General features: G+C 71.0%; 19 protein-coding genes and 1 riboswitch. Of the genes, 11 read left to right on the top strand and 8 right to left on the bottom strand.

Annotation, left to right across the window (positions count from 1 at the left end; genetic code table 11):
- Positions 1 to 65: 65 nt before the first annotated feature.
- On the bottom strand, positions 66 to 665 hold the full coding sequence (locus tag VJR25_RS05480) for a 3'-5' exonuclease (protein WP_324113345.1): 600 nt from the start codon (positions 663 to 665) through the stop codon (positions 66 to 68).
- Positions 666 to 745: 80 nt separating this feature from the next.
- On the opposite strand from VJR25_RS05480, the gene VJR25_RS05475 reads away from it, so the two are divergent.
- From VJR25_RS05475 to VJR25_RS05435, 9 genes are all read left to right on the top strand, one after another.
- Positions 746 to 1,372 (top strand): LysE family transporter, encoded by a 627-nt coding sequence (locus tag VJR25_RS05475; RefSeq protein ID WP_324113342.1) that lies wholly within the window; start codon positions 746 to 748, stop codon positions 1,370 to 1,372.
- Between the two features lie 288 nt (positions 1,373 to 1,660).
- A complete protein-coding gene (locus tag VJR25_RS05470; RefSeq protein ID WP_324113348.1) occupies positions 1,661 to 2,146 on the top strand; it encodes a class I SAM-dependent methyltransferase in 486 nt (161 codons plus the stop codon).
- Positions 2,147 to 2,184: 38 nt separating this feature from the next.
- Positions 2,185 to 3,258: a redox-regulated ATPase YchF gene (gene ychF, locus VJR25_RS05465; protein ID WP_324113340.1), complete on the top strand. Its 1,074-nt coding sequence runs from the start codon at positions 2,185 to 2,187 to the stop codon at positions 3,256 to 3,258.
- Between the two features lie 33 nt (positions 3,259 to 3,291).
- Complete coding sequence (locus tag VJR25_RS05460) at positions 3,292 to 3,573, top strand: type II toxin-antitoxin system RelE/ParE family toxin (RefSeq protein WP_324113338.1); 282 nt, start codon at positions 3,292 to 3,294, stop codon at positions 3,571 to 3,573.
- The gene (locus tag VJR25_RS05455) at positions 3,548 to 3,868 is read left to right on the top strand and encodes a HigA family addiction module antitoxin (protein ID WP_324113336.1); all 321 of its coding nucleotides are present in this window, start codon (positions 3,548 to 3,550) and stop codon (positions 3,866 to 3,868) included. Before VJR25_RS05460 ends, VJR25_RS05455 begins: the two co-directional genes overlap by 26 nt.
- Entirely contained in the window at positions 3,865 to 4,152 is a 288-nt protein-coding gene (locus tag VJR25_RS05450) for a putative quinol monooxygenase (RefSeq protein WP_324113333.1), read from the top strand. Before VJR25_RS05455 ends, VJR25_RS05450 begins: the two co-directional genes overlap by 4 nt.
- Positions 4,153 to 4,234: 82 nt before the next feature.
- Positions 4,235 to 4,567 carry a YchJ family protein gene (locus VJR25_RS05445; protein WP_324113331.1) on the top strand — a complete coding sequence of 111 codons (333 nt, stop codon included), beginning with the start codon at positions 4,235 to 4,237 and terminating at the stop codon, positions 4,565 to 4,567.
- A 25-nt stretch (positions 4,568 to 4,592) separates the two neighbouring features.
- Positions 4,593 to 5,510: an AEC family transporter gene (locus tag VJR25_RS05440; RefSeq protein ID WP_324113329.1), complete on the top strand. Its 918-nt coding sequence runs from the start codon at positions 4,593 to 4,595 to the stop codon at positions 5,508 to 5,510.
- Positions 5,511 to 5,558: 48 nt separating this feature from the next.
- Complete coding sequence (locus VJR25_RS05435) at positions 5,559 to 5,699, top strand: hypothetical protein (protein WP_324113327.1); 141 nt, start codon at positions 5,559 to 5,561, stop codon at positions 5,697 to 5,699.
- 47 nt (positions 5,700 to 5,746) lie between these two features.
- Here the strand turns inward: VJR25_RS05435 and VJR25_RS05430 are convergent, their stop codons facing one another.
- The gene (locus VJR25_RS05430) at positions 5,747 to 7,243 is read right to left on the bottom strand and encodes an MDR family MFS transporter (protein ID WP_324113323.1); all 1,497 of its coding nucleotides are present in this window, start codon (positions 7,241 to 7,243) and stop codon (positions 5,747 to 5,749) included.
- A 125-nt stretch (positions 7,244 to 7,368) separates the two neighbouring features.
- Between VJR25_RS05430 and VJR25_RS05425 the strand changes: the two genes are divergently transcribed.
- Positions 7,369 to 8,004 (top strand): DUF1345 domain-containing protein, encoded by a 636-nt coding sequence (locus VJR25_RS05425; protein ID WP_324113321.1) that lies wholly within the window; start codon positions 7,369 to 7,371, stop codon positions 8,002 to 8,004.
- Here VJR25_RS05425 and VJR25_RS05420 read toward each other — a convergent pair.
- From VJR25_RS05420 to VJR25_RS05395, 6 genes are read right to left on the bottom strand one after another with little or no spacing between them, the layout of a single operon-like run.
- The gene (locus VJR25_RS05420) at positions 7,979 to 8,893 is read right to left on the bottom strand and encodes a glycosyltransferase family 2 protein (RefSeq protein ID WP_324113319.1); all 915 of its coding nucleotides are present in this window, start codon (positions 8,891 to 8,893) and stop codon (positions 7,979 to 7,981) included. The two genes, VJR25_RS05425 and VJR25_RS05420, sit on opposite strands and share 26 nt — an antisense overlap.
- Positions 8,890 to 10,035 (bottom strand): cysteine desulfurase family protein, encoded by a 1,146-nt coding sequence (locus VJR25_RS05415; RefSeq protein WP_414683739.1) that lies wholly within the window; start codon positions 10,033 to 10,035, stop codon positions 8,890 to 8,892. Before VJR25_RS05415 ends, VJR25_RS05420 begins: the two co-directional genes overlap by 4 nt.
- A gap of 6 nt (positions 10,036 to 10,041) precedes the next feature.
- Complete coding sequence (gene nadC / locus VJR25_RS05410; protein ID WP_324113317.1) at positions 10,042 to 10,902, bottom strand: carboxylating nicotinate-nucleotide diphosphorylase; 861 nt, start codon at positions 10,900 to 10,902, stop codon at positions 10,042 to 10,044.
- Positions 10,896 to 12,425 (bottom strand): L-aspartate oxidase, encoded by a 1,530-nt coding sequence (gene nadB, locus VJR25_RS05405; protein WP_324113315.1) that lies wholly within the window; start codon positions 12,423 to 12,425, stop codon positions 10,896 to 10,898. The genes nadC and nadB overlap by 7 nt, the downstream gene beginning before the upstream one ends.
- Positions 12,422 to 13,765, bottom strand: a complete 1,344-nt coding sequence (gene nadA, locus VJR25_RS05400) for a quinolinate synthase NadA (protein WP_324113313.1) — start codon at positions 13,763 to 13,765, stop codon at positions 12,422 to 12,424. Before nadA ends, nadB begins: the two co-directional genes overlap by 4 nt.
- Positions 13,766 to 13,803: 38 nt before the next feature.
- Positions 13,804 to 14,523, bottom strand: coding sequence for an NUDIX hydrolase (locus VJR25_RS05395; protein ID WP_324113311.1), 720 nt, complete (start codon positions 14,521 to 14,523; stop codon positions 13,804 to 13,806).
- Between the two features lie 101 nt (positions 14,524 to 14,624).
- Here VJR25_RS05395 and VJR25_RS05390 point away from each other — a divergent pair, with 101 nt between their 5' ends.
- Positions 14,625 to 15,803 (top strand): MarP family serine protease, encoded by a 1,179-nt coding sequence (locus VJR25_RS05390; protein ID WP_324113309.1) that lies wholly within the window; start codon positions 14,625 to 14,627, stop codon positions 15,801 to 15,803.
- Between the two features lie 54 nt (positions 15,804 to 15,857).
- Positions 15,858 to 15,952: riboswitch (glycine riboswitch) on the top strand.
- Positions 15,953 to 16,190 lie beyond the last annotated feature (238 nt).

The following is a 16,190-nucleotide window of genomic DNA, read 5'->3' as shown; positions in this document are numbered from 1 at the left end:
GTGTCAGTGCGTCCATGAGCCGAGCATGGCAGAGGGGTCCGACATCGGAGCGGCGGCGGTCTCCGCTATGCCGCAACGGGGGTGCGCCGCACGCCCGCGTCGCCGAGAGTGCCCAGTATCAGGCTGTGGGCATCGGCGAGTTCCTCGATGGCGCCGGCTCCCGCGCGCCGCGCGGAGTCGATGATGATGGCGGCACACGCCTCGGCATCCTCGGTGGCGTCGTGGTGGGCGAAACCGCGGTGGCCGGCCGCGGCCGCGGAAAGCGGCAGACGGTGCGACGGGATGTCGTACGTCTTTCGCGACACCTTCACGCTGCACAGGTACCGGTAGGCCGGCACCGCGTCGCCCGCCGCCTCGCACGAGGAGCGCAGCACGGCCATGTCGAATCCCGCGTTGTGCGCCACGAGCACGTCATCGCCCGCGAATGCCATGAGATGCCCGAGCTGGTCGCTCCACGACGGGGCGCGGACCACGTCCTGGGGGCGGATGCCGTGGATTCCGACGTTGACCTCGAGGAAGCGGTCGTGTCCCACCGCCGGCCGGATGAGCCATCCGGTCCGGGCGACCACGCGGCCGGAACGGACCCGGACGAGGCCGACGGCGCAGGCGGAGGCGTTGCTGGAGTTCGCTGTCTCGAAGTCGATCGCAGTGAAATCCAATGACATGCCCCCAGCCTCACCCGCCGGGTGCGACCGGGCGTGCAGGCGCGCCGAGCGTGAGCGCGTGCTCTCCTACAATCGATCGAGTGACTCTGACCGTCTGGCTCTCCCTGCTGACGGCCTGCATCGTGATCAGCTTCACGCCCGGCGCCGGGGCGGTCAACACGATGACGAACGCGCTCAACGAGGGCTGGCGCCGGTCCATCTGGGGCGTGGTCGGCCAGCAGCTCGCACTGATCGTGCACGTCGTCGTCGTCGCGGCGGGCCTGGGGCTGCTGGTCGCGCGGTCGCCGATCCTGTTCGGCGTGATCCGGTACCTCGGCGCCGCATACCTCGTGTATCTGGGGCTGCGGCTGATCGTCACCCGGCCGGCTGCCGTCGCAGATGAGGACGACGCACCGCGAGCGCGCGAGGGTTCGCTGTCGATGATCCGGCGGGGGTTCTGGGTCAACCTGCTCAATCCGAAGGCGATCGTCTTCTTCGTCGCGTTCGTTCCGCAGTTCATCAACCTGGACCGGCCGGCGCTGCCGCAGTACCTCATCCTCATCGCGACGACGATCGTGGTCGACGTCGTCGTGATGTGGTTCTTCTTCGCCCTGGCCGCGAAGCCCTTCGGCCGCTTCGCCCGGACAGCGCGCGGGCAGCGCATCCTGAACTCGGTGTTCGGCTCGCTCTTCATCGGGGTGGCCGCGCTGCTGGTGTTCCTCCACTGACGGCGGCCTCCACACGCGGGCGTAGGGTCGGACCATGGCCACACGCGAGGAGATGGCCCGCTCGTTCGGGGGCGCGGCGGACACGTACGAGGCGGGTCGGCCGGAGTACCCGGCCGACGCGGTGCGCTTCCTCCTGGGGCATCTCGGGGACCATCCGAGGGTGGCCGACGTCGGCGCCGGAACGGGGAAGCTGACACGGATGCTGGTCGGGCTCGGGGCGGACGCCGTGGCGGTCGAACCGGACGCCCAGATGCTCCGCACCTTCGCGGCATCCGTCCCGGGGTGCCCATGCGGCTCGGGTCGGCGGAGGAGTTGCCGCTGGACGACGGGTCGATGGACGCGGTGGTCTTCGGGCAGGCGTGGCACTGGGTGGAGCCCGGCGCAGCCTCGCGTGAAGCGGCGCGGGTGCTGCGGCCGGGAGGCGTCCTCGGGCTCATCTGGAACCTTCGCGACGAACACGTCGACTGGGTCGCGCGGATGACCGCCGTCATGCATCCGAGCTCGGCCGAGGCCATGTTCGCCGACGACGGTCCCCGGGTGGCGACACCCTTCGGCGGCCTCGAGCGCTCCCGCTTCCGGTGGACGCGCTCGATGTCGCGTGCTGATCTGTTCGCGATGGTGCGGTCGCGGAGCTACATCATCACCGCCGCGCCGGAAGAGCGGGCCCGCATCGAGGCCGAATTGTCCGACCTGTTCGACGAGATCGGCGCCCTCGGAGACGCCCGCATCGAGCTCCCGTACGTGACGGAGGCATTCCGGGCGACGCGCCCGTAGCGTTCACGCCGTTCCGCAGTCTCGTAGACTGAACTCCCGTGGCTCTCACCATCGGAATCGTCGGCCTGCCCAACGTGGGCAAGTCCACCCTCTTCAACGCCCTGACCAAGAACCAGGTGCTCGCGGCGAACTACCCGTTCGCGACGATCGAGCCCAACATCGGGGTCGTGAACCTGCCGGACGTGCGCCTGCAGCGGCTCGCCGACGTGTTCGGCAGCGAACGACTTGTGCCGGCTGCGGTCTCGTTCGTGGACATCGCCGGCATCGTACGCGGCGCGTCGGAGGGCGAGGGTCTCGGCAACCAGTTCCTCGCGAACATCCGCGAGGCGGACGCGATCGCCCAGGTGGTGCGGGGCTTCGCGGACGACGACGTGGTGCACGTGGACGGCGCAGTGGACCCGCAGAACGACCTCGAGACGATCAATGCCGAGCTGATGCTCGCGGACCTGCAGACCCTCGAGAAGGCGATCGCCCGATACGAGAAGGAGGTGCGCGGGCGCAAGACCGAACCGCTCGTGCTCGAGACCGCGAACGCGGCGAAGGACGCCCTCGAGCGGGGCATCCTGCTGTCGGCCTCCGGCCTCGACCTCGCCCCGATCCGCGAACTCGGCCTCCTGTCGGCGAAGCCCTTCATCTTCGTCTTCAACGTCGACGAGGCCGTGCTGACGGATGCCGCACGCAAAGCGGAGCTCGCCGCGCTCGTGGCCCCGGCCCAGGCGGTGTTCCTCGACGCGAAGATCGAGTCCGAGCTCATCGACCTGGACCCGGAGGATGCCGCGGAACTCCTCGCGTCCACCGGCCAGGACGAGTCCGGCCTGGACCAGCTCGCCCGCATCGGCTTCGACACGCTCGGCCTGCAGACGTACCTGACGGCCGGCCCCAAGGAAGCCCGTGCCTGGACGATCCACAAGGGCTGGAAGGCCCCGCAGGCAGCCGGCGTCATCCACACGGACTTCGAGAAGGGCTTCATCAAGGCGGAGGTCATCTCGTTCGACGACCTCGTCGAGCTCGGCTCGGTCGCGGAAGCCCGCGCCCACGGCAAGGCGCGCCTGGAGGGCAAGGAATACGTGATGCAGGACGGCGACGTGGTGGAGTTCCGCTTTAACGTCTAGCGTTATTGACGGAAACCGTTATAGACTGGGTGTGTGATCAGATCGTTCGGCAGCAAGGACACCGAACGGATCTGGCGTGAGCAGTACGTCAAGCGTGTCGATCGTGGCGTGCAACGGGCGGCGCTGCGGAAGCTGGAGCTGATCCATGCGGCAAAGGACGTCGAAGATCTGCGGATCCCGCCGGGCAATCGTTTGGAGCAGCTTACGGGCGACCGCCGCGGACAGCACAGCATCCGCGTGAATTCCCAGTGGCGTATTTGCTTCGTCTGGAGAGATGGAGGTGCGGAAGATGTCGAACTCGTCGACTATCACTGAGGCGGACCTGATCGAGCCCATCCACCCGGGGGAGATCCTGATGGAGGATTTCATCGGTGGTTTCGGGATCACTCAGAACAAGTTGGCGGTGTCGATCGGTGTGCCGCCGCGGCGGATCAACGAGATCGTTCACGGTAAGCGTGGGATCACTGCGGATACCGCCATTCGTCTGGCGCGCTACTTCGGCACCTCGGAGGAGTTCTGGATGAATCTTCAGTCGAACTACGAGCTTCGGATGGAGCGACGTGCGCTGCAGGACAAGGTCGCAGAGATCACCCCGTTGAAGGTCGCGTGACCACGATCACGCTGACAGGGCGTCTCATCTGCGCAGACGACGACGAGGCGGCGACAGTCCTCCGTCACCTCGATCGGCACATCGAACTCACTCGCGCTGAATCGGGGTGTCTTCAGTTCGATGTCGAGCCGACCGCTGATCCGCTGGTGTGGACTGTCTGTGAGCGATTCGTGGACAGGTCCGCGTTCGAGTCACACCAGTTGCGCGTTCGGGGAAGCGACTGGGGTAGAGCAACCGCAAGCATCGAGCGAGACTACGTGGTCGCGTCGAGGGCTGACTCGTGATGCCGCCGCACCCGAGGGCTGATACCGTTCTGCCGTGCAACCCGGTGGAGTTCCGCTTCAACAACTGACGCCGGGAGCGAACGTGGTGACCGATCCGGACGAGCCCACGACCGCCGCGGGGCTCATGCGCTCGCGGTTCGCGGCGTTCAAGCGGGCGGATGACGCGTGGTTGCTGCGGACGTGGCATCCGTCGACGCGGCCTGCCGAGCTCGATCTGACCGACAACCCGCGCTGGCGCGGGCTGCAGATCGTCGACACCGTGGCCGGGGACGCAGGGGACCCGACCGGTATCGTCGAGTTCCGGGCGACCTACCTGCTCGAGGACGGCGGGGTGGGCGTGCTGCACGAGCGTTCCCGGTTCGTGTGCGAGGACGGCCGCTGGTTCTACGTGGACGGCGACCTGTTCGAGCACTGACCGGCCGCCTCGTAGGCTGGTCGACGTGGGCGGAGTGCTGATCGGGTTCGGGATCATCGCCTTCGTGATCGCGGTCGGCTACGTCGCCGGCAGGCTCCGCATCGGCGGACCGCACGCGGGCAACGTGCTCAACCGGATCGCGTTCTTCGTCACCAATCCCGCCCTGCTGTTCACGGTCCTCGCGCACGCGGACGTCCACGCGGTGTTCTCCCGCAGCGTCGTGATCGCGGCGCTGAGCGCGGTGGCGACGGCCGGACTGTTCGTCGTCGCCAGCCGGCTGTTCTTCCGGCGTCCACTCGCCGAGACGGTGATCGGGGCGATGGGTTCCGGCTACGTCAACGCCAACAACATCGGGCTGCCCGTCGCCGTCTACGTGCTCGGCAACGCGTCGTACGTGGCCCCCATCCTGCTGTTGCAGCTCATCGTGCTCTCACCGGCGATCCTGGTGACCCTCGACGTGTCCACGAGCGGGAGCGCGTCGGTGCGCAGCATCCTGCTGCAGCCCGTCCGCAATCCGATGATCCTGGCGTCGCTGGCCGGACTCGTCGTCGCGCTCACCGGCTGGCGTCTGCCGGACGCCGTGTATCAGCCCTTCGTCCTGCTCGGCGGGGCCGCGGTGCCGCTCGTCCTGATGGCGTTCGGCATGTCGCTGCATGGAGCACGGCCCCTGCGCGACCGCGAGGCGCTGGCCTCCGTGCTGGTCGCGTCCGCCGGGAAGTCGGTGGTCATGCCGGTCATCAGCTGGGGGCTGGCACTCGCGCTGGGGCTGCACGGGCACGCACTGTTCGCCGCCGTGGCCCTGGGAGCCCTTCCGTCCGCCCAGAACGTCTTCAACATCGCGAGCCGCTACCAGACCGGCGTCGTGGTCGCCCGTGACACCGTGCTCGTCACCACGATCGCCGCGATCCCGGCGATGCTGGTCATCGCGGCGCTGTTCGCCTGACCCGCCGGGGCCGAGCCACGGGTCCGTCCACGGACGTACCATGGATGCATGTCCGCGTCCGAGCAGTCCGCCGCGCCCGCAGCCGCAACCGAGGAGGAGCCGCAGCCGACCCCGCTGCTCGCGACCCCCCTCACGATGATCGCGGACGGCGCGTCCTGCACCATCGACGGCATCTGCGACCCGGTCTGATCACCGACCGCCCGTTCCCTGCAGCACCCGGTGCGGCGGAATGCGGGTCAGCGCGTCGGCTCGCCGACCTCGTCCGCAGGTTTGCGGATGACGACGGCGCCGACGATCAGCGGCAGTGACGCGATCGCCGCGATGAGGAACGCCGCACGTGCACCTGCCGCGCCCGCTTCGGCCGGGGTGCCGCCCGCGGACGCCGACACCGCCGAGAACACGGTGATCATGAGGGCGATACCCGCGGCTCCCGCGACCTGCTGAACGGTTCCGAGCACGGCGCTGCCGTAGGAGTAGAAGCGCGGCTGCAGGGATGCCAGCGAGGCGGTGAACAGCGGCGTGAACGACAACGCGAGGCCGAGCGCGAGCACGGTCTGCAGGATCGCGATGAACCAGACGCTGGAATCCGCTCCCACGGCGGTGAACATCCAGAGGATCGCGCTCGTGATGATCGCTCCGGGGATCAGCAGCACCCGCGTGCCGTAACGGTCGTACACGCGGCCGATCGGGGGGCCGGCGAGTCCCATGGCCAGCGAGCCCGGCAGCAGGACGAGCCCCGTCTCGGTGGCGTCGGCGTGAACCACGTTCTGCAGGTACAGCGGCAGGACGGTGAGAGCGCCGAAGAACGCCACGGACATCAGGGCCATCTGCGCCATCGACAGGGAGAAGTTCGCGGAGCGGAAGACGCGGAGGTCCAGCAGGGCGTCGTCGCGCCGCTGCAGCGCGACCTGTCGCCATCCGAAGAGCCCGAGGGCGACCACCCCCACTCCGAGCGACACCGACAGGGTCAGGACGGCGAGATCGCCGCTCCCGCCCGAGGTCTGCGCCACCTCGCCGATCTGGCTGAGACCGAAGACGACCCCGCCGAATCCGAACGCGGACAGCACGACCGACAGCACGTCGATCGGCGCGACGGTGGTCTCGCCGAGGTTGTGCACCCAGCGGGCCCCCACGCCGAGCGCGATGAGCGCGATCGGCAGCACGATCCCGAAGATCCAGCGCCAGCTGAGGTTGTCCAGCAGCAGTCCGGACAGCGTCGGGCCGATGGCCGGCGCCAGCGAGATGACGATGCTGACGCGCCCCATCATGCGGCCGCGCTGCGCCGCCGGGACGACCGTCATCAGCGTGGTCATCAGCAGGGGCATCATGATCGCCGTGCCCGAGGCCTGCACCACACGGGCGACGACGAGCATCGAGAACCCGGGTGACAGCAGTGCGATGAGGGTGCCGGCGGAGAACAGGCTCATCGCCGCGACGAACACCGACCGGGTCGTGAACCGCTGCAGCAGGAATCCGGTGACCGGGATGACCACGGCCATCGTCAGCATGAAGCCGGTGGTCAGCCACTGCGCCTGCAGCGCCGTGATGGAGAGGTCTTTGATGAGGTGCGGGATCGCCACGCCCATGGTCGTCTCGTTGAGGATCGCGACGAAAGCAGCGCCGAGCAGCAGCCAGATCACGCGGCCCTCGCGCGCGGGGAGCGTCACCCCGCCGCGGCGCGCGGGAGCCGGTCCGGTCTCGGGGGTCAGGGCGGTGTCAGCGGCGGCGGCCATGGTCGTCTCCTCTGGAAGTCGGATGCCGCTCGATGCGGCACGTCGAACCATAACAGCGGGTTCCGACATCGCATTCCGCGAACCCGTGACACGATTCCGATATGTCCTCGGATGCCTCTTCCCGCATGCCGCCGATGCACCATCGGGTGCGTGTGCGGTTCCTGCTGTCGCTCGTCGCGGGCACCGTCGGCGGCCTGCTCGTGAGCGTGCCTCTCGGGGTCGCGGCGGGGCTCGTGGCGGCGTGGGGCGTGCTCGCGACCGTGAACGCGACCTGGGTTCTGGTGCTCGTGTGGGGGATGGACGCGGCGCAGACGCGCGCGCATGCGACCGCCGAGGACCCCGGCCGTCGCACGGCCCGGGTGATCGCGACCATCGGCAGCATCGCGAGTCTCGCTGCCGTGGCGGTGGTGCTGATCGAGACGAAGAACGAGCCCGTCGCCGAGTCGCTCGTGCTCGCGATCATCGCGCTCGGCAGCGTGGCGGCATCCTGGGCGCTCATCCAGACCGACTACATGCTCCGCCTCGCGCACGTCTACTACACGGAGCCGATCGGCGGCATCCAGTTCAACCAGGACGAGGACCCGATGTACACGGACTTCGCGTACGTGTCGTTCGGCGTCGGGCTCGCGTACCAGATCGCGGACACGAACCTCACCCGCAACGACATGCGCCGGGTCGTCATCGCGCAGTCGCTGCTGGGCTACCTGTTCGGTGCGGTGATCCTCGCGAGCGTCATCAACCTGATGGCAGGATTCGCGTGAGCAGCTCAGAGAAGCGGTCGAGTTCGGCGGCATACGCCGGATCCGGGTGCGTCTGGGCGATCGCGGCGAGCGGCGGCAGGTCCATCGACCGGATCAGGCGCACACGGGCGGCGACGGCATCCGTCATCCCGGCGTCCTGCAGCACCGCGATGCCGTCCCGCAGCGCCGCCAGGTACTCGCGCAGCACCGGGAGCGTGTGCTTGCCCTGGGTGATCGAGGTACCGTCCGCGCGCTCCCGCCACTCGACCACGACGTCCGGGATGACGTCGAACGCGCTCGCCCGCGTGTAGAGCTGCTGCGCGACCGTCTGGTCCTCGTACAGCCGGCCGTCGGGGAAGCGCAGCCCGGTGCGCCGCCACAGATCGGTGCGGCTCACCTTCGACCAGGCGACGATGTTGCCCGAGGCGTCCGGGTGCGCCGTCAGGGTGGTGCGGGAGCGCTCCGGGTGGGTCGCGGCGGCCACCCACGGCTGGACGTCACCCGCCGTGTAGCCGCCGTCGGCCGCAGGCCGCAGGCGCACGTAGGCGCCCACCACGGCATCGCTGCCGGTGCGCTCGATCGTGCCGAGCAGCCGGGCGAGGGCCTCCGGCCGCATCCGGTCGTCGGCGTCGAGGAACCCCACGAACGGCGTGGCGACGCGGTCGAGCCCGGTGTTGCGCGCCGCGGCGAGTCCGCGCCGGGTGGCATGGTGCACGACCTCGAACCGGTCGTCGTCGGCCGCCGCGGCGTCGAAGAGGGCGCCGGTGGCGTCCGTGGAGGCATCGTCCACGAGCACGGCGCGCCAGTCCGCGCGGGTCTGGGCGCGCAGCGAGTCGAGCGCCTCCCGCACATAGGGCGCGACGTCGAAGCCGGGCACGATGACGGTGACGGCGGCGGGGGTGGTGGTCACCTGCTGGATTGTACGGCCAGGACGGATGCCGCAACCTGGGCGGCCACATCGGCGAGCGATTCGCGCTGGCCGTGCGGAAGCGTGAACCGCACGGCCGTCTGCGCGACCTCCGGGGCGATGCCGAGCGCCACGAGCACGTGGGACGGCTCGTCGCTGCCGGCGGCGCATGCGGAGCCGCTGGAGGTCACCACGCCGCGGCGCTCGAGCTCCAGCAGGATCGCCTCGCCGCTCGTCCCGGTGAACGTGAACGAGGCGGCGCCGGGGAGGCGCCGCGTCGGATGCCCCGTGAGCCGGGCACCCGGAACCTGTCGCAGCACCCGGCCGATGAAGTCGTCGCGCACTGCGGCGACGGCCGCGGCATCCTCTGCGCGCTCGGCTTCGGCGAGCTCCAGGGCCGTCGCCAGCGCCACGGCCCCCGCCACATCCTGGGTGCCGCTGCGTCGTCCGCGTTCCTGGCCGCCGCCGTGCAGGACGGGCTCCAGCGGCAGCCGACCGCGCACGATGAGCGCCCCGGTTCCCTGCGGCGCCCCGACCTTGTGCCCCGCGATGGACAGGGCGTCGGCGCCAGTATTCGACAGCGGCAGCCAGCCGGCCGCCTGGACGGCGTCGGTGTGGAACGGCACGCCGCGCGTGCGGGATGCCGCGGCGAGTGCCGGGACGTCCTGCACGGTGCCGATCTCGTTGTTCGCGTATCCGATGGAGGCGACCGCCGTGTCGTCGCGGAGCGCCGCGGCGAACTGCTCCGGGTCGAGGAGCCCGGCACCATCCACCGGCAGCACCGTGACGTCGACGCCGTGCAGCCGGGCCAGGTGGTCGCAGGAGGCGAGGACGGCCTCGTGCTCGATCGCCGAGGTCACCACGTGCCGGGCCCCGCGGCGCAGCATCGCCCCCAGCGCGAGACCCTTCACCGCGAGGTTGTCGGCCTCCGTGCCGCCCGATGTGAACACGACGTCGCCGCGACGCACGCCGGCGACGGCCGCGATGCGCGAACGGGCGTCCTCCAGCGCAGCGGACGCCCGCTCGCCGACCGTGTGGTGGCTGGACGCGTTGCCGAACCGATCGGTCAGATACGGCGCCATCGCGGCGACGACCTCGGGGCGCACCGGTCCCGTGGCGGCGTGGTCGAGATAGCGCAGGGTCATGTCGGTTCAGTCCTGCTCGTCGACGCGGACGTCGAGGCCGAGGTCGAGTGCCCGAGCCGAGTGCGTGAGCGCGCCGACGGAGATGACGTCGACGCCCGTCTCGGCGATCGCGCGCACCGTGTGCAGGTTCACGCCGCCGGACGCCTCGACGATCGCCCGTCCACCGACCTGGGCGACCCCGGTGCGCAGGTCCTCGAGCGAGAAGTTGTCGAGCATGATGGTGCCGATGCCGGCCGCCAGGACCGGGTCGATCTGGTCCAGCCGATCCACCTCGACCTCGACGTGCGTGGTGTGCGGCACGGCGGCGATCGCCTGGCGCAGGGCGTCGGTGACCGACATCCCGCGGCGGGTGAGCACCGCGAGGTGGTTGTCTTTCGCCATGACGGCGTCGGACAGCGTGCGCCGGTGGTTGTGACCGCCGCCGTCGCGCACCGCCTGCCGCTCGAACGCGCGCAGGCCCGGGGTGGTCTTGCGCGTGTCCGCGATGCGGGCACCCGTGTGCGCGACCTCGGCGACGTACGCCGCTGTGAGCGCGGCGATCCCGCACATCCGCTGCGTGAAGTTCAGCGCGATCCGCTCGGCCGTGAGCACGCCTCGGGCGGGTCCCCGCACGGAGGCGAGGACGTCGCCCGTGGCGAAGGGCGCGCCGTCTGCGACGGCCTGGGTGACGGCGATCCGCGGGTCGGTGAGGCGGAACGCCGCCTCGAACACGGCGGAGCCGGAGAACACCCCCGGCTCCCGCGCCACGAGCAGCGCGGTCGCGACGGCATCCGCCGGGATCAGGGCCTCGCAGGTGACGTCGCCCCAGGGCGCGTCCTCGTCGAGGGCGGCCTGCACCGCACGGTCGAGCACGGCGGGGGTCAGCATGCGGACACCAGCTGCCGGCCGGTCAGATCGTCGGCGGCATCCTCGTCGGAGAGGTGATGCGCGCCCAGCGACGACGTGCGCGCGCGGGCGGCCGCGACGACGAGACCGGCGACCTGCAGCAGGTTCGCGTCCTCGACCGCTCGCACGTCCGTGCGGGGGAGAGGCGTGGCGCTCCAGGCCGCCAGGACGGATGCCGCCCGGTCCAGTCCGGCACGGGTGCGCAGGGCGCCCGCCTCCTGCCACATCAGGTCCTGCAGCAGCCGACGTGAGAACGGCGGCGCGTCCGCGGCAGCGGCCGCCGGGGGAGCGGCAAGGGCACCGGATGCCTCCGGCCAGCTCCCGGTGGTGGCATCTGCGACGATCGCGTTCCCGGCGCGGTGGCCGAAGACGGCGCCCTCCAGCAGGGAGTTCGAGGCCAGCCGGTTGGCGCCGTGCACGCCGGTGCAGGCGGTCTCGCCGACGGCGTAGAGCCCGGGCACCGTCGTACGGCCGTCGAGGTCGGTCACGACGCCGCCCATCAGATAGTGGGCCGCGGGGGTGACCGGGATCGGGTCGAGCGCCCAGTCCAGGCCGCGTGCCCGCACGGCGGCGTCGATCGTCGGGAACCGCTGCGCGAGGAAGTCCGCGCCGAGGGCCGTGGCATCCAGCCGCACCGGATGCCCGTGCTGCTGCGCCATGCGCCGGGTCACCGCGCGCGTCACGACGTCCCGCGGCGCCAGTTCGCCGTCCGGGTGCGTCTCGAATGCGAACCGGTCGCCGGTGTCGTCGATGAGGGTCGCCCCCTCGCCGCGCACAGCCTCCGAGATGAGGAACGAGTCGCCGGCCGCGAGCACGGTCGGGTGGAACTGCACGAACTCCATGTCGCGCACGGCTGCCCCGGCCCGCACGGCGGCGGCGATGCCGTCCCCGGTGGCGACGGCGGGGTTCGTGGTGTGCGCGAACAGGTGCCCGGCTCCGCCGGTCGCGAGCACGACGGCGCTCGCGGGGAGGATCTCCCGCCGCCCGTCGATGAGGAGCTCCACTCCCGCGACCCGGCCGTGCGCCATCACGATGTCGACGAGGCAGGCGTGCTCCGCGATGCGCAGCCCGTCATCCCGGGCGGTGCCGGCCAGCGTCCGTTCGATCGCCGCCCCGGTGGCGTCGCCGCCCGCGTGCACGATGCGCGGCGCCCCGTGTGCGGCCTCCAGACCCCAGCGCAGTGCGCCGTGCGCATCTCGGTCGAACGGCACGCCGAGGTCGATGAGCTCCTGCACGCGGGCCGGACCCTCGGCGGTCAGCACGCCGACGGCGGCCGGGTCGTTGTGCTCGGCGCCCGCCACCATCGTGTCGTGCGCGTGCGCGGACGGCGTGTCGTCGGCCCGCAGCGCGGCGGCGACCCCGCCCTGCGCCGCAGCCGTCGCGGTCTCCTGCAGCGAGCCCTTCGTGACGAGCGTGACGCGGCATCCGCTCTGCGCGGCGCGCCGCGCGGTGGTGAGCCCGGCGATGCCGGTGCCCACCACGACGACCTCCGGCCGGCGTGTCATGACGCGTGCTCCCAGGCGGCGGACGGTGCTGCCGGAGGCTTCGCGGCCAGCATCCGCTCGAGCGAGACGCGCGCCGGGTCGGCGACGTCGGCGGGCACCTGGATGCGGTTGACCACCTCGCCGGCGACGAGGCGCTCGAGCACCCAGGCGAGGTACCCCGGGTGGATGCGGTACATCGTGGAGCAGGGGCAGATCACCGGATCCAGGCAGAAGACGGTGTGCTGCGGGTACTCCGCCGCCAGGCGCTTCACGAGGTTGACCTCCGTGCCGATCGCGAAGACGGTGGGATCCGTCGCGGCGGCGATCGCCTTGCGGATGTAGTCGGTCGACCCCGCCTCGTCGGCCGCGTCGACGACCTCCGCCGGGCATTCCGGGTGCACGATGACACGCACGCCCGGGTGCTCGGCACGCGCCTGGTCGATCTGCGCGACCGAGAAGCGCCGGTGCACCGAGCAGAAGCCGTGCCAGAGGATGACGCGGGCGTCCTGCAGCTGCTCTTCGGTCGCGCCGCCGAGCTCCCGCCGCGGGTTCCACATCGGCATCTGCTCGAGGGGAACGCCCATCGCCTTGGCGGTGTTGCGGCCGAGGTGCTGGTCGGGGAAGAACAGCACGCGGCGTCCTCGCTGGAACGCCCACTCGAGCACCGTGCGCGCGTTCGACGAGGTGCACACGATGCCGCCGTGGCGGCCGACGAACCCCTTGATCGCCGCGGACGAGTTCATGTAGGTGACCGGCACCACCGGCACGAGGCCGTCGGCGTCGGGAGTGTCCAGGTCGCCGTACAGCTCTTCGAGCTGCTCCCAGCATTCCTCGACCTCGTCGATGCTGGCCATGTCCGCCATCGAACAGCCGGCGGCGAGGTTCGGCAGGATGACGGCCTGATCCGCGCCGGAGAGCAGATCGGCGGTCTCGGCCATGAAGTGCACGCCGCAGAAGACGATGGCCTCGGCGTCGGTGTGCGCCTTGGCGGCGTTCGCCAGCTGGAAGGAGTCGCCCACGTAGTCGGCGTGCTGCACGACCTCGTCGCGCTGGTAGAAGTGGCCGAGCACGACGACCCGCCCGCCCAGGGTCTGCTTGGCGGCGACGATGCGGTCGGAGAGCTCGGCGTCGGATGCCTCGCGGTACTCGCGGGGCAGCTCGCCCTGGCGCGGGGCGCCGGCCGGGATGACGTCGCCCATGGAGGAGCCGGGACCGTAACCCGGCCGGGTGTCGAAGTCCCACGGGCCTGCGGCGAGGTCGGTGGTGCAGGTCGATCCCGTGCCGGAACCGGCGACGATCGCCTGCACTTCGCGGTCGACCGAGGCGGCGGCGCGGGTGAGGGTCAGGGGCGTGGCGGACATGTGTGCTCGATTCTGCGGTTCGGCGTGAGAGCGGAGGTTCAGACGACAGGACGAACGGGGGCGGCGCGCAGCGGACCGGGGTCGGCCAGCTCGACGTCGCCGTTGTAGCGGTAGAGGCGGGCGGGGCGGTGGCTGCCCGTGCGGTGCTGATCGGTCGGGATCAGGGTGCCGGATGCCTCCACCTGGCGGCGGAAGTTGGCGGGGTCGAGGCGCCGGCCGAGGATCGCCTCGTTCACCTCGCGCAGATCCGCGAGGGTGAACAGCTCCGGCAGCAGGCCGTGCGCGACCCGGCTGTAGCCGACCTTGTTGCGCAGTCGCCACAGGGCGTAGGTCACGATCTGGTCGTGGTCGAACGCCAGCGGCGGCAGCGCGGCCGCGTCGAACCAGGCGACGTTCTCGGGCGGGTCGATCGCCGCGGCCAGCTGCGCGTCGACCTCGTCCGAGCGCAGCAGCGCCCAGTACACGATGGAGACGGCCCGCGTGGGGGAGCGGTCGACGTCCCCGAACGCGTACAGCTGCTCGAGATAGCTCGGGGCGAGGCCGGTCGTCTCGGCGAGGGTGCGGGATGCCGCGGCATCCAGGCCCTCGTGGGCCCCGAGCCAGCCGCCGGGGAGCGCCCAGCGTCCCTCGTACGGCTCGCGGGTGCGGCGGACGAGGGGCAGCACGACGGCGGCCCGGTCGTCGGCGGCGGGATGCCGGCGCAGGGTGAGGATGACGGTGGAGACCGCCACGCGGATGTCGGCGCTGGTTCGTGTCATTCTGACTCTAAGGGTCGGGAACGGTTCGAGCTTAGAGTCGCCGCAACCTGAAGTCAAGGCGCTGTCATCACGCACACAGACACGATCCGTACGCTTCGAAGGTGCTGATCGTCGACCTCATCCTCATCGCGATCCTCGTGCTCGCCGTCGTGGGCGGCGCGACGCGCGGCCTCGTCACGAGCCTGGGCGCGCTGATCGGCCTGATCGTGGGTGGATTCGCCGCGTACTGGGTGGCGCCGCTGCTCGGCGGTCTGATCGCGGCGCCCGTCTGGCGCGCCCTGGTCACCGCGGGCTCCGCGGTGGGCCTGCTGGTCATCGGCACCGCCGTCGGCTCGGCGCTCGGCATGACCGTGCGCCGCGGGGTCGACCGGGCGGCGCCGCTGCGCGTGGTCGACCGCATCCTCGGCGCCGCCGCGAGTCTCGTCATCGCCGCCCTCGCCGTGTCGCTCGTGGGCACCACCATCGCGACCACCGGCATCCCGACGGTGTCGTCCGCGGTGGCCTCGTCGCGCGTGCTGCGCGCCATCGACGACCTGATCCCGAGCCCCATCGAAGCGGGCATCGCCCAGCTGCGCGGCACCGTCGTGGCGGGCGGCATCCCGTCGCTCGGCACGCTCCTCGAGCCCCAGCCGGCCGCGCCGCAGGCCCCCATCAGCCTGTCCGACCCGGACGTGCAGCGTGCAGCCGCATCCGTCGCCCGCATCAGCGGCACGGCCTACGCCTGCGGCGAGAGCCTCACCGGCACGGGATTCGCGGTCGCGTCCAACGAGATCATGACGAACGCGCACGTCGTCGCCGGGGTGAACGCGCCCGTCGTCGAGCTGCCCGGCCGGGGTGCGCTGGACGGCAAGGTCGTCTACTTCGACCCCAACGACGACATCGCCGTCATCCGCGTGCCGGGAATGGGCGCGACCCCGCTGCGGATCACCTCGACGCTCGGCGCGGGAGCCGCGGCGGTCGTCGCCGGCTACCCGTACGGCGGTCCGTTCACGACCGTGGACGCCCGGATCGAGTCCGTCGGCCAGGTCCGCGTGCCCGACATCTACGACCACGGCGGCGTGCTGCGGGACATCTACGCGCTGCAGTCGATCGTGCACCCCGGGGACTCGGGAGGGCCGCTGCTGACCGGCGCCGGCACCGTCGCCGGCATCACGTTCGCGCGCGACCAGCGCAACGCCGATCGGGGCTACGCGATGACCAGTGCGATGCTGACCCCGGTCGTCTCGAAGGCGGCCTCGCTGACCGCGGCGGTGTCGACGGGACACTGCACCACCGGGTGATGCGGATGCGGCATCCTGCCCGATAGACTGACCGGGCAATTGAAGACAGGCCACATGTCGTCTGCGGGAGAGTCCGGTCGAAACGCATCGGGCACCGAAGGAGCAAGCCTCCCCGCCAATCTCTCAGGTCCGTGTACCGCACGCGTCCGGCCACTCTGAAAAGTGATTTCGAGCGGAGCGGGAAATCAGGTTGAGCGAGGCCCCAGGGCCGAGTCGAAACCCCGGTGACCCGCGTTCCGCGAGTCTCCGACTCCCGCTTCGAAATCCGCCGACGGTGAAAGCCGGGTCCGCCCGGTGAAACTCTCAGGCCCATGACAGAGGGGGAGTGCAGGTGTCGATCGACGCCTGCGCCCGAACCCGTCTGGAGCCGCCATGTCAGAATCCCCC

Origin of the sequence: Microbacterium sp. (assembly GCF_035277845.1) — a bacterium.
Taxonomy (GTDB): domain Bacteria; phylum Actinomycetota; class Actinomycetes; order Actinomycetales; family Microbacteriaceae; genus Microbacterium.
The sequence above is the reverse complement of the archived record's forward strand: the minus strand, read 5'-3'. Positions and strand labels throughout refer to the sequence as shown.

Excerpts from the sequence above, each read along its gene's own strand:
- VJR25_RS05395 (WP_324113311.1), bottom strand. The coding sequence starts at position 14,523 with ATGACACGAACCAGCGCCGACATCCGCGTGGCGGTCTCCACCGTCATC.
- nadC (WP_324113317.1), bottom strand. The coding sequence starts at position 10,902 with ATGCTGACCCCCGCCGTGCTCGACCGTGCGGTGCAGGCCGCCCTCGAC.
- VJR25_RS05455 (WP_324113336.1), top strand. The coding sequence starts at position 3,548 with ATGTCGAACTCGTCGACTATCACTGAGGCGGACCTGATCGAGCCCATC.
- nadA (WP_324113313.1), bottom strand. The coding sequence starts at position 13,765 with ATGTCCGCCACGCCCCTGACCCTCACCCGCGCCGCCGCCTCGGTCGAC.
- VJR25_RS05415 (WP_414683739.1), bottom strand. The coding sequence starts at position 10,035 with ATGACCCTGCGCTATCTCGACCACGCCGCCACGGGACCGGTGCGCCCC.
- nadB (WP_324113315.1), bottom strand. The coding sequence starts at position 12,425 with ATGACACGCCGGCCGGAGGTCGTCGTGGTGGGCACCGGCATCGCCGGG.
- VJR25_RS05430 (WP_324113323.1), bottom strand. The coding sequence starts at position 7,243 with ATGGCCGCCGCCGCTGACACCGCCCTGACCCCCGAGACCGGACCGGCT.
- VJR25_RS05480 (WP_324113345.1), bottom strand. The coding sequence starts at position 665 with ATGTCATTGGATTTCACTGCGATCGACTTCGAGACAGCGAACTCCAGC.
- VJR25_RS05435 (WP_324113327.1), top strand. The coding sequence starts at position 5,559 with ATGTCCGCGTCCGAGCAGTCCGCCGCGCCCGCAGCCGCAACCGAGGAG.
- VJR25_RS05470 (WP_324113348.1), top strand. The coding sequence starts at position 1,661 with ATGCGGCTCGGGTCGGCGGAGGAGTTGCCGCTGGACGACGGGTCGATG.
- VJR25_RS05425 (WP_324113321.1), top strand. The coding sequence starts at position 7,369 with ATGCCGCCGATGCACCATCGGGTGCGTGTGCGGTTCCTGCTGTCGCTC.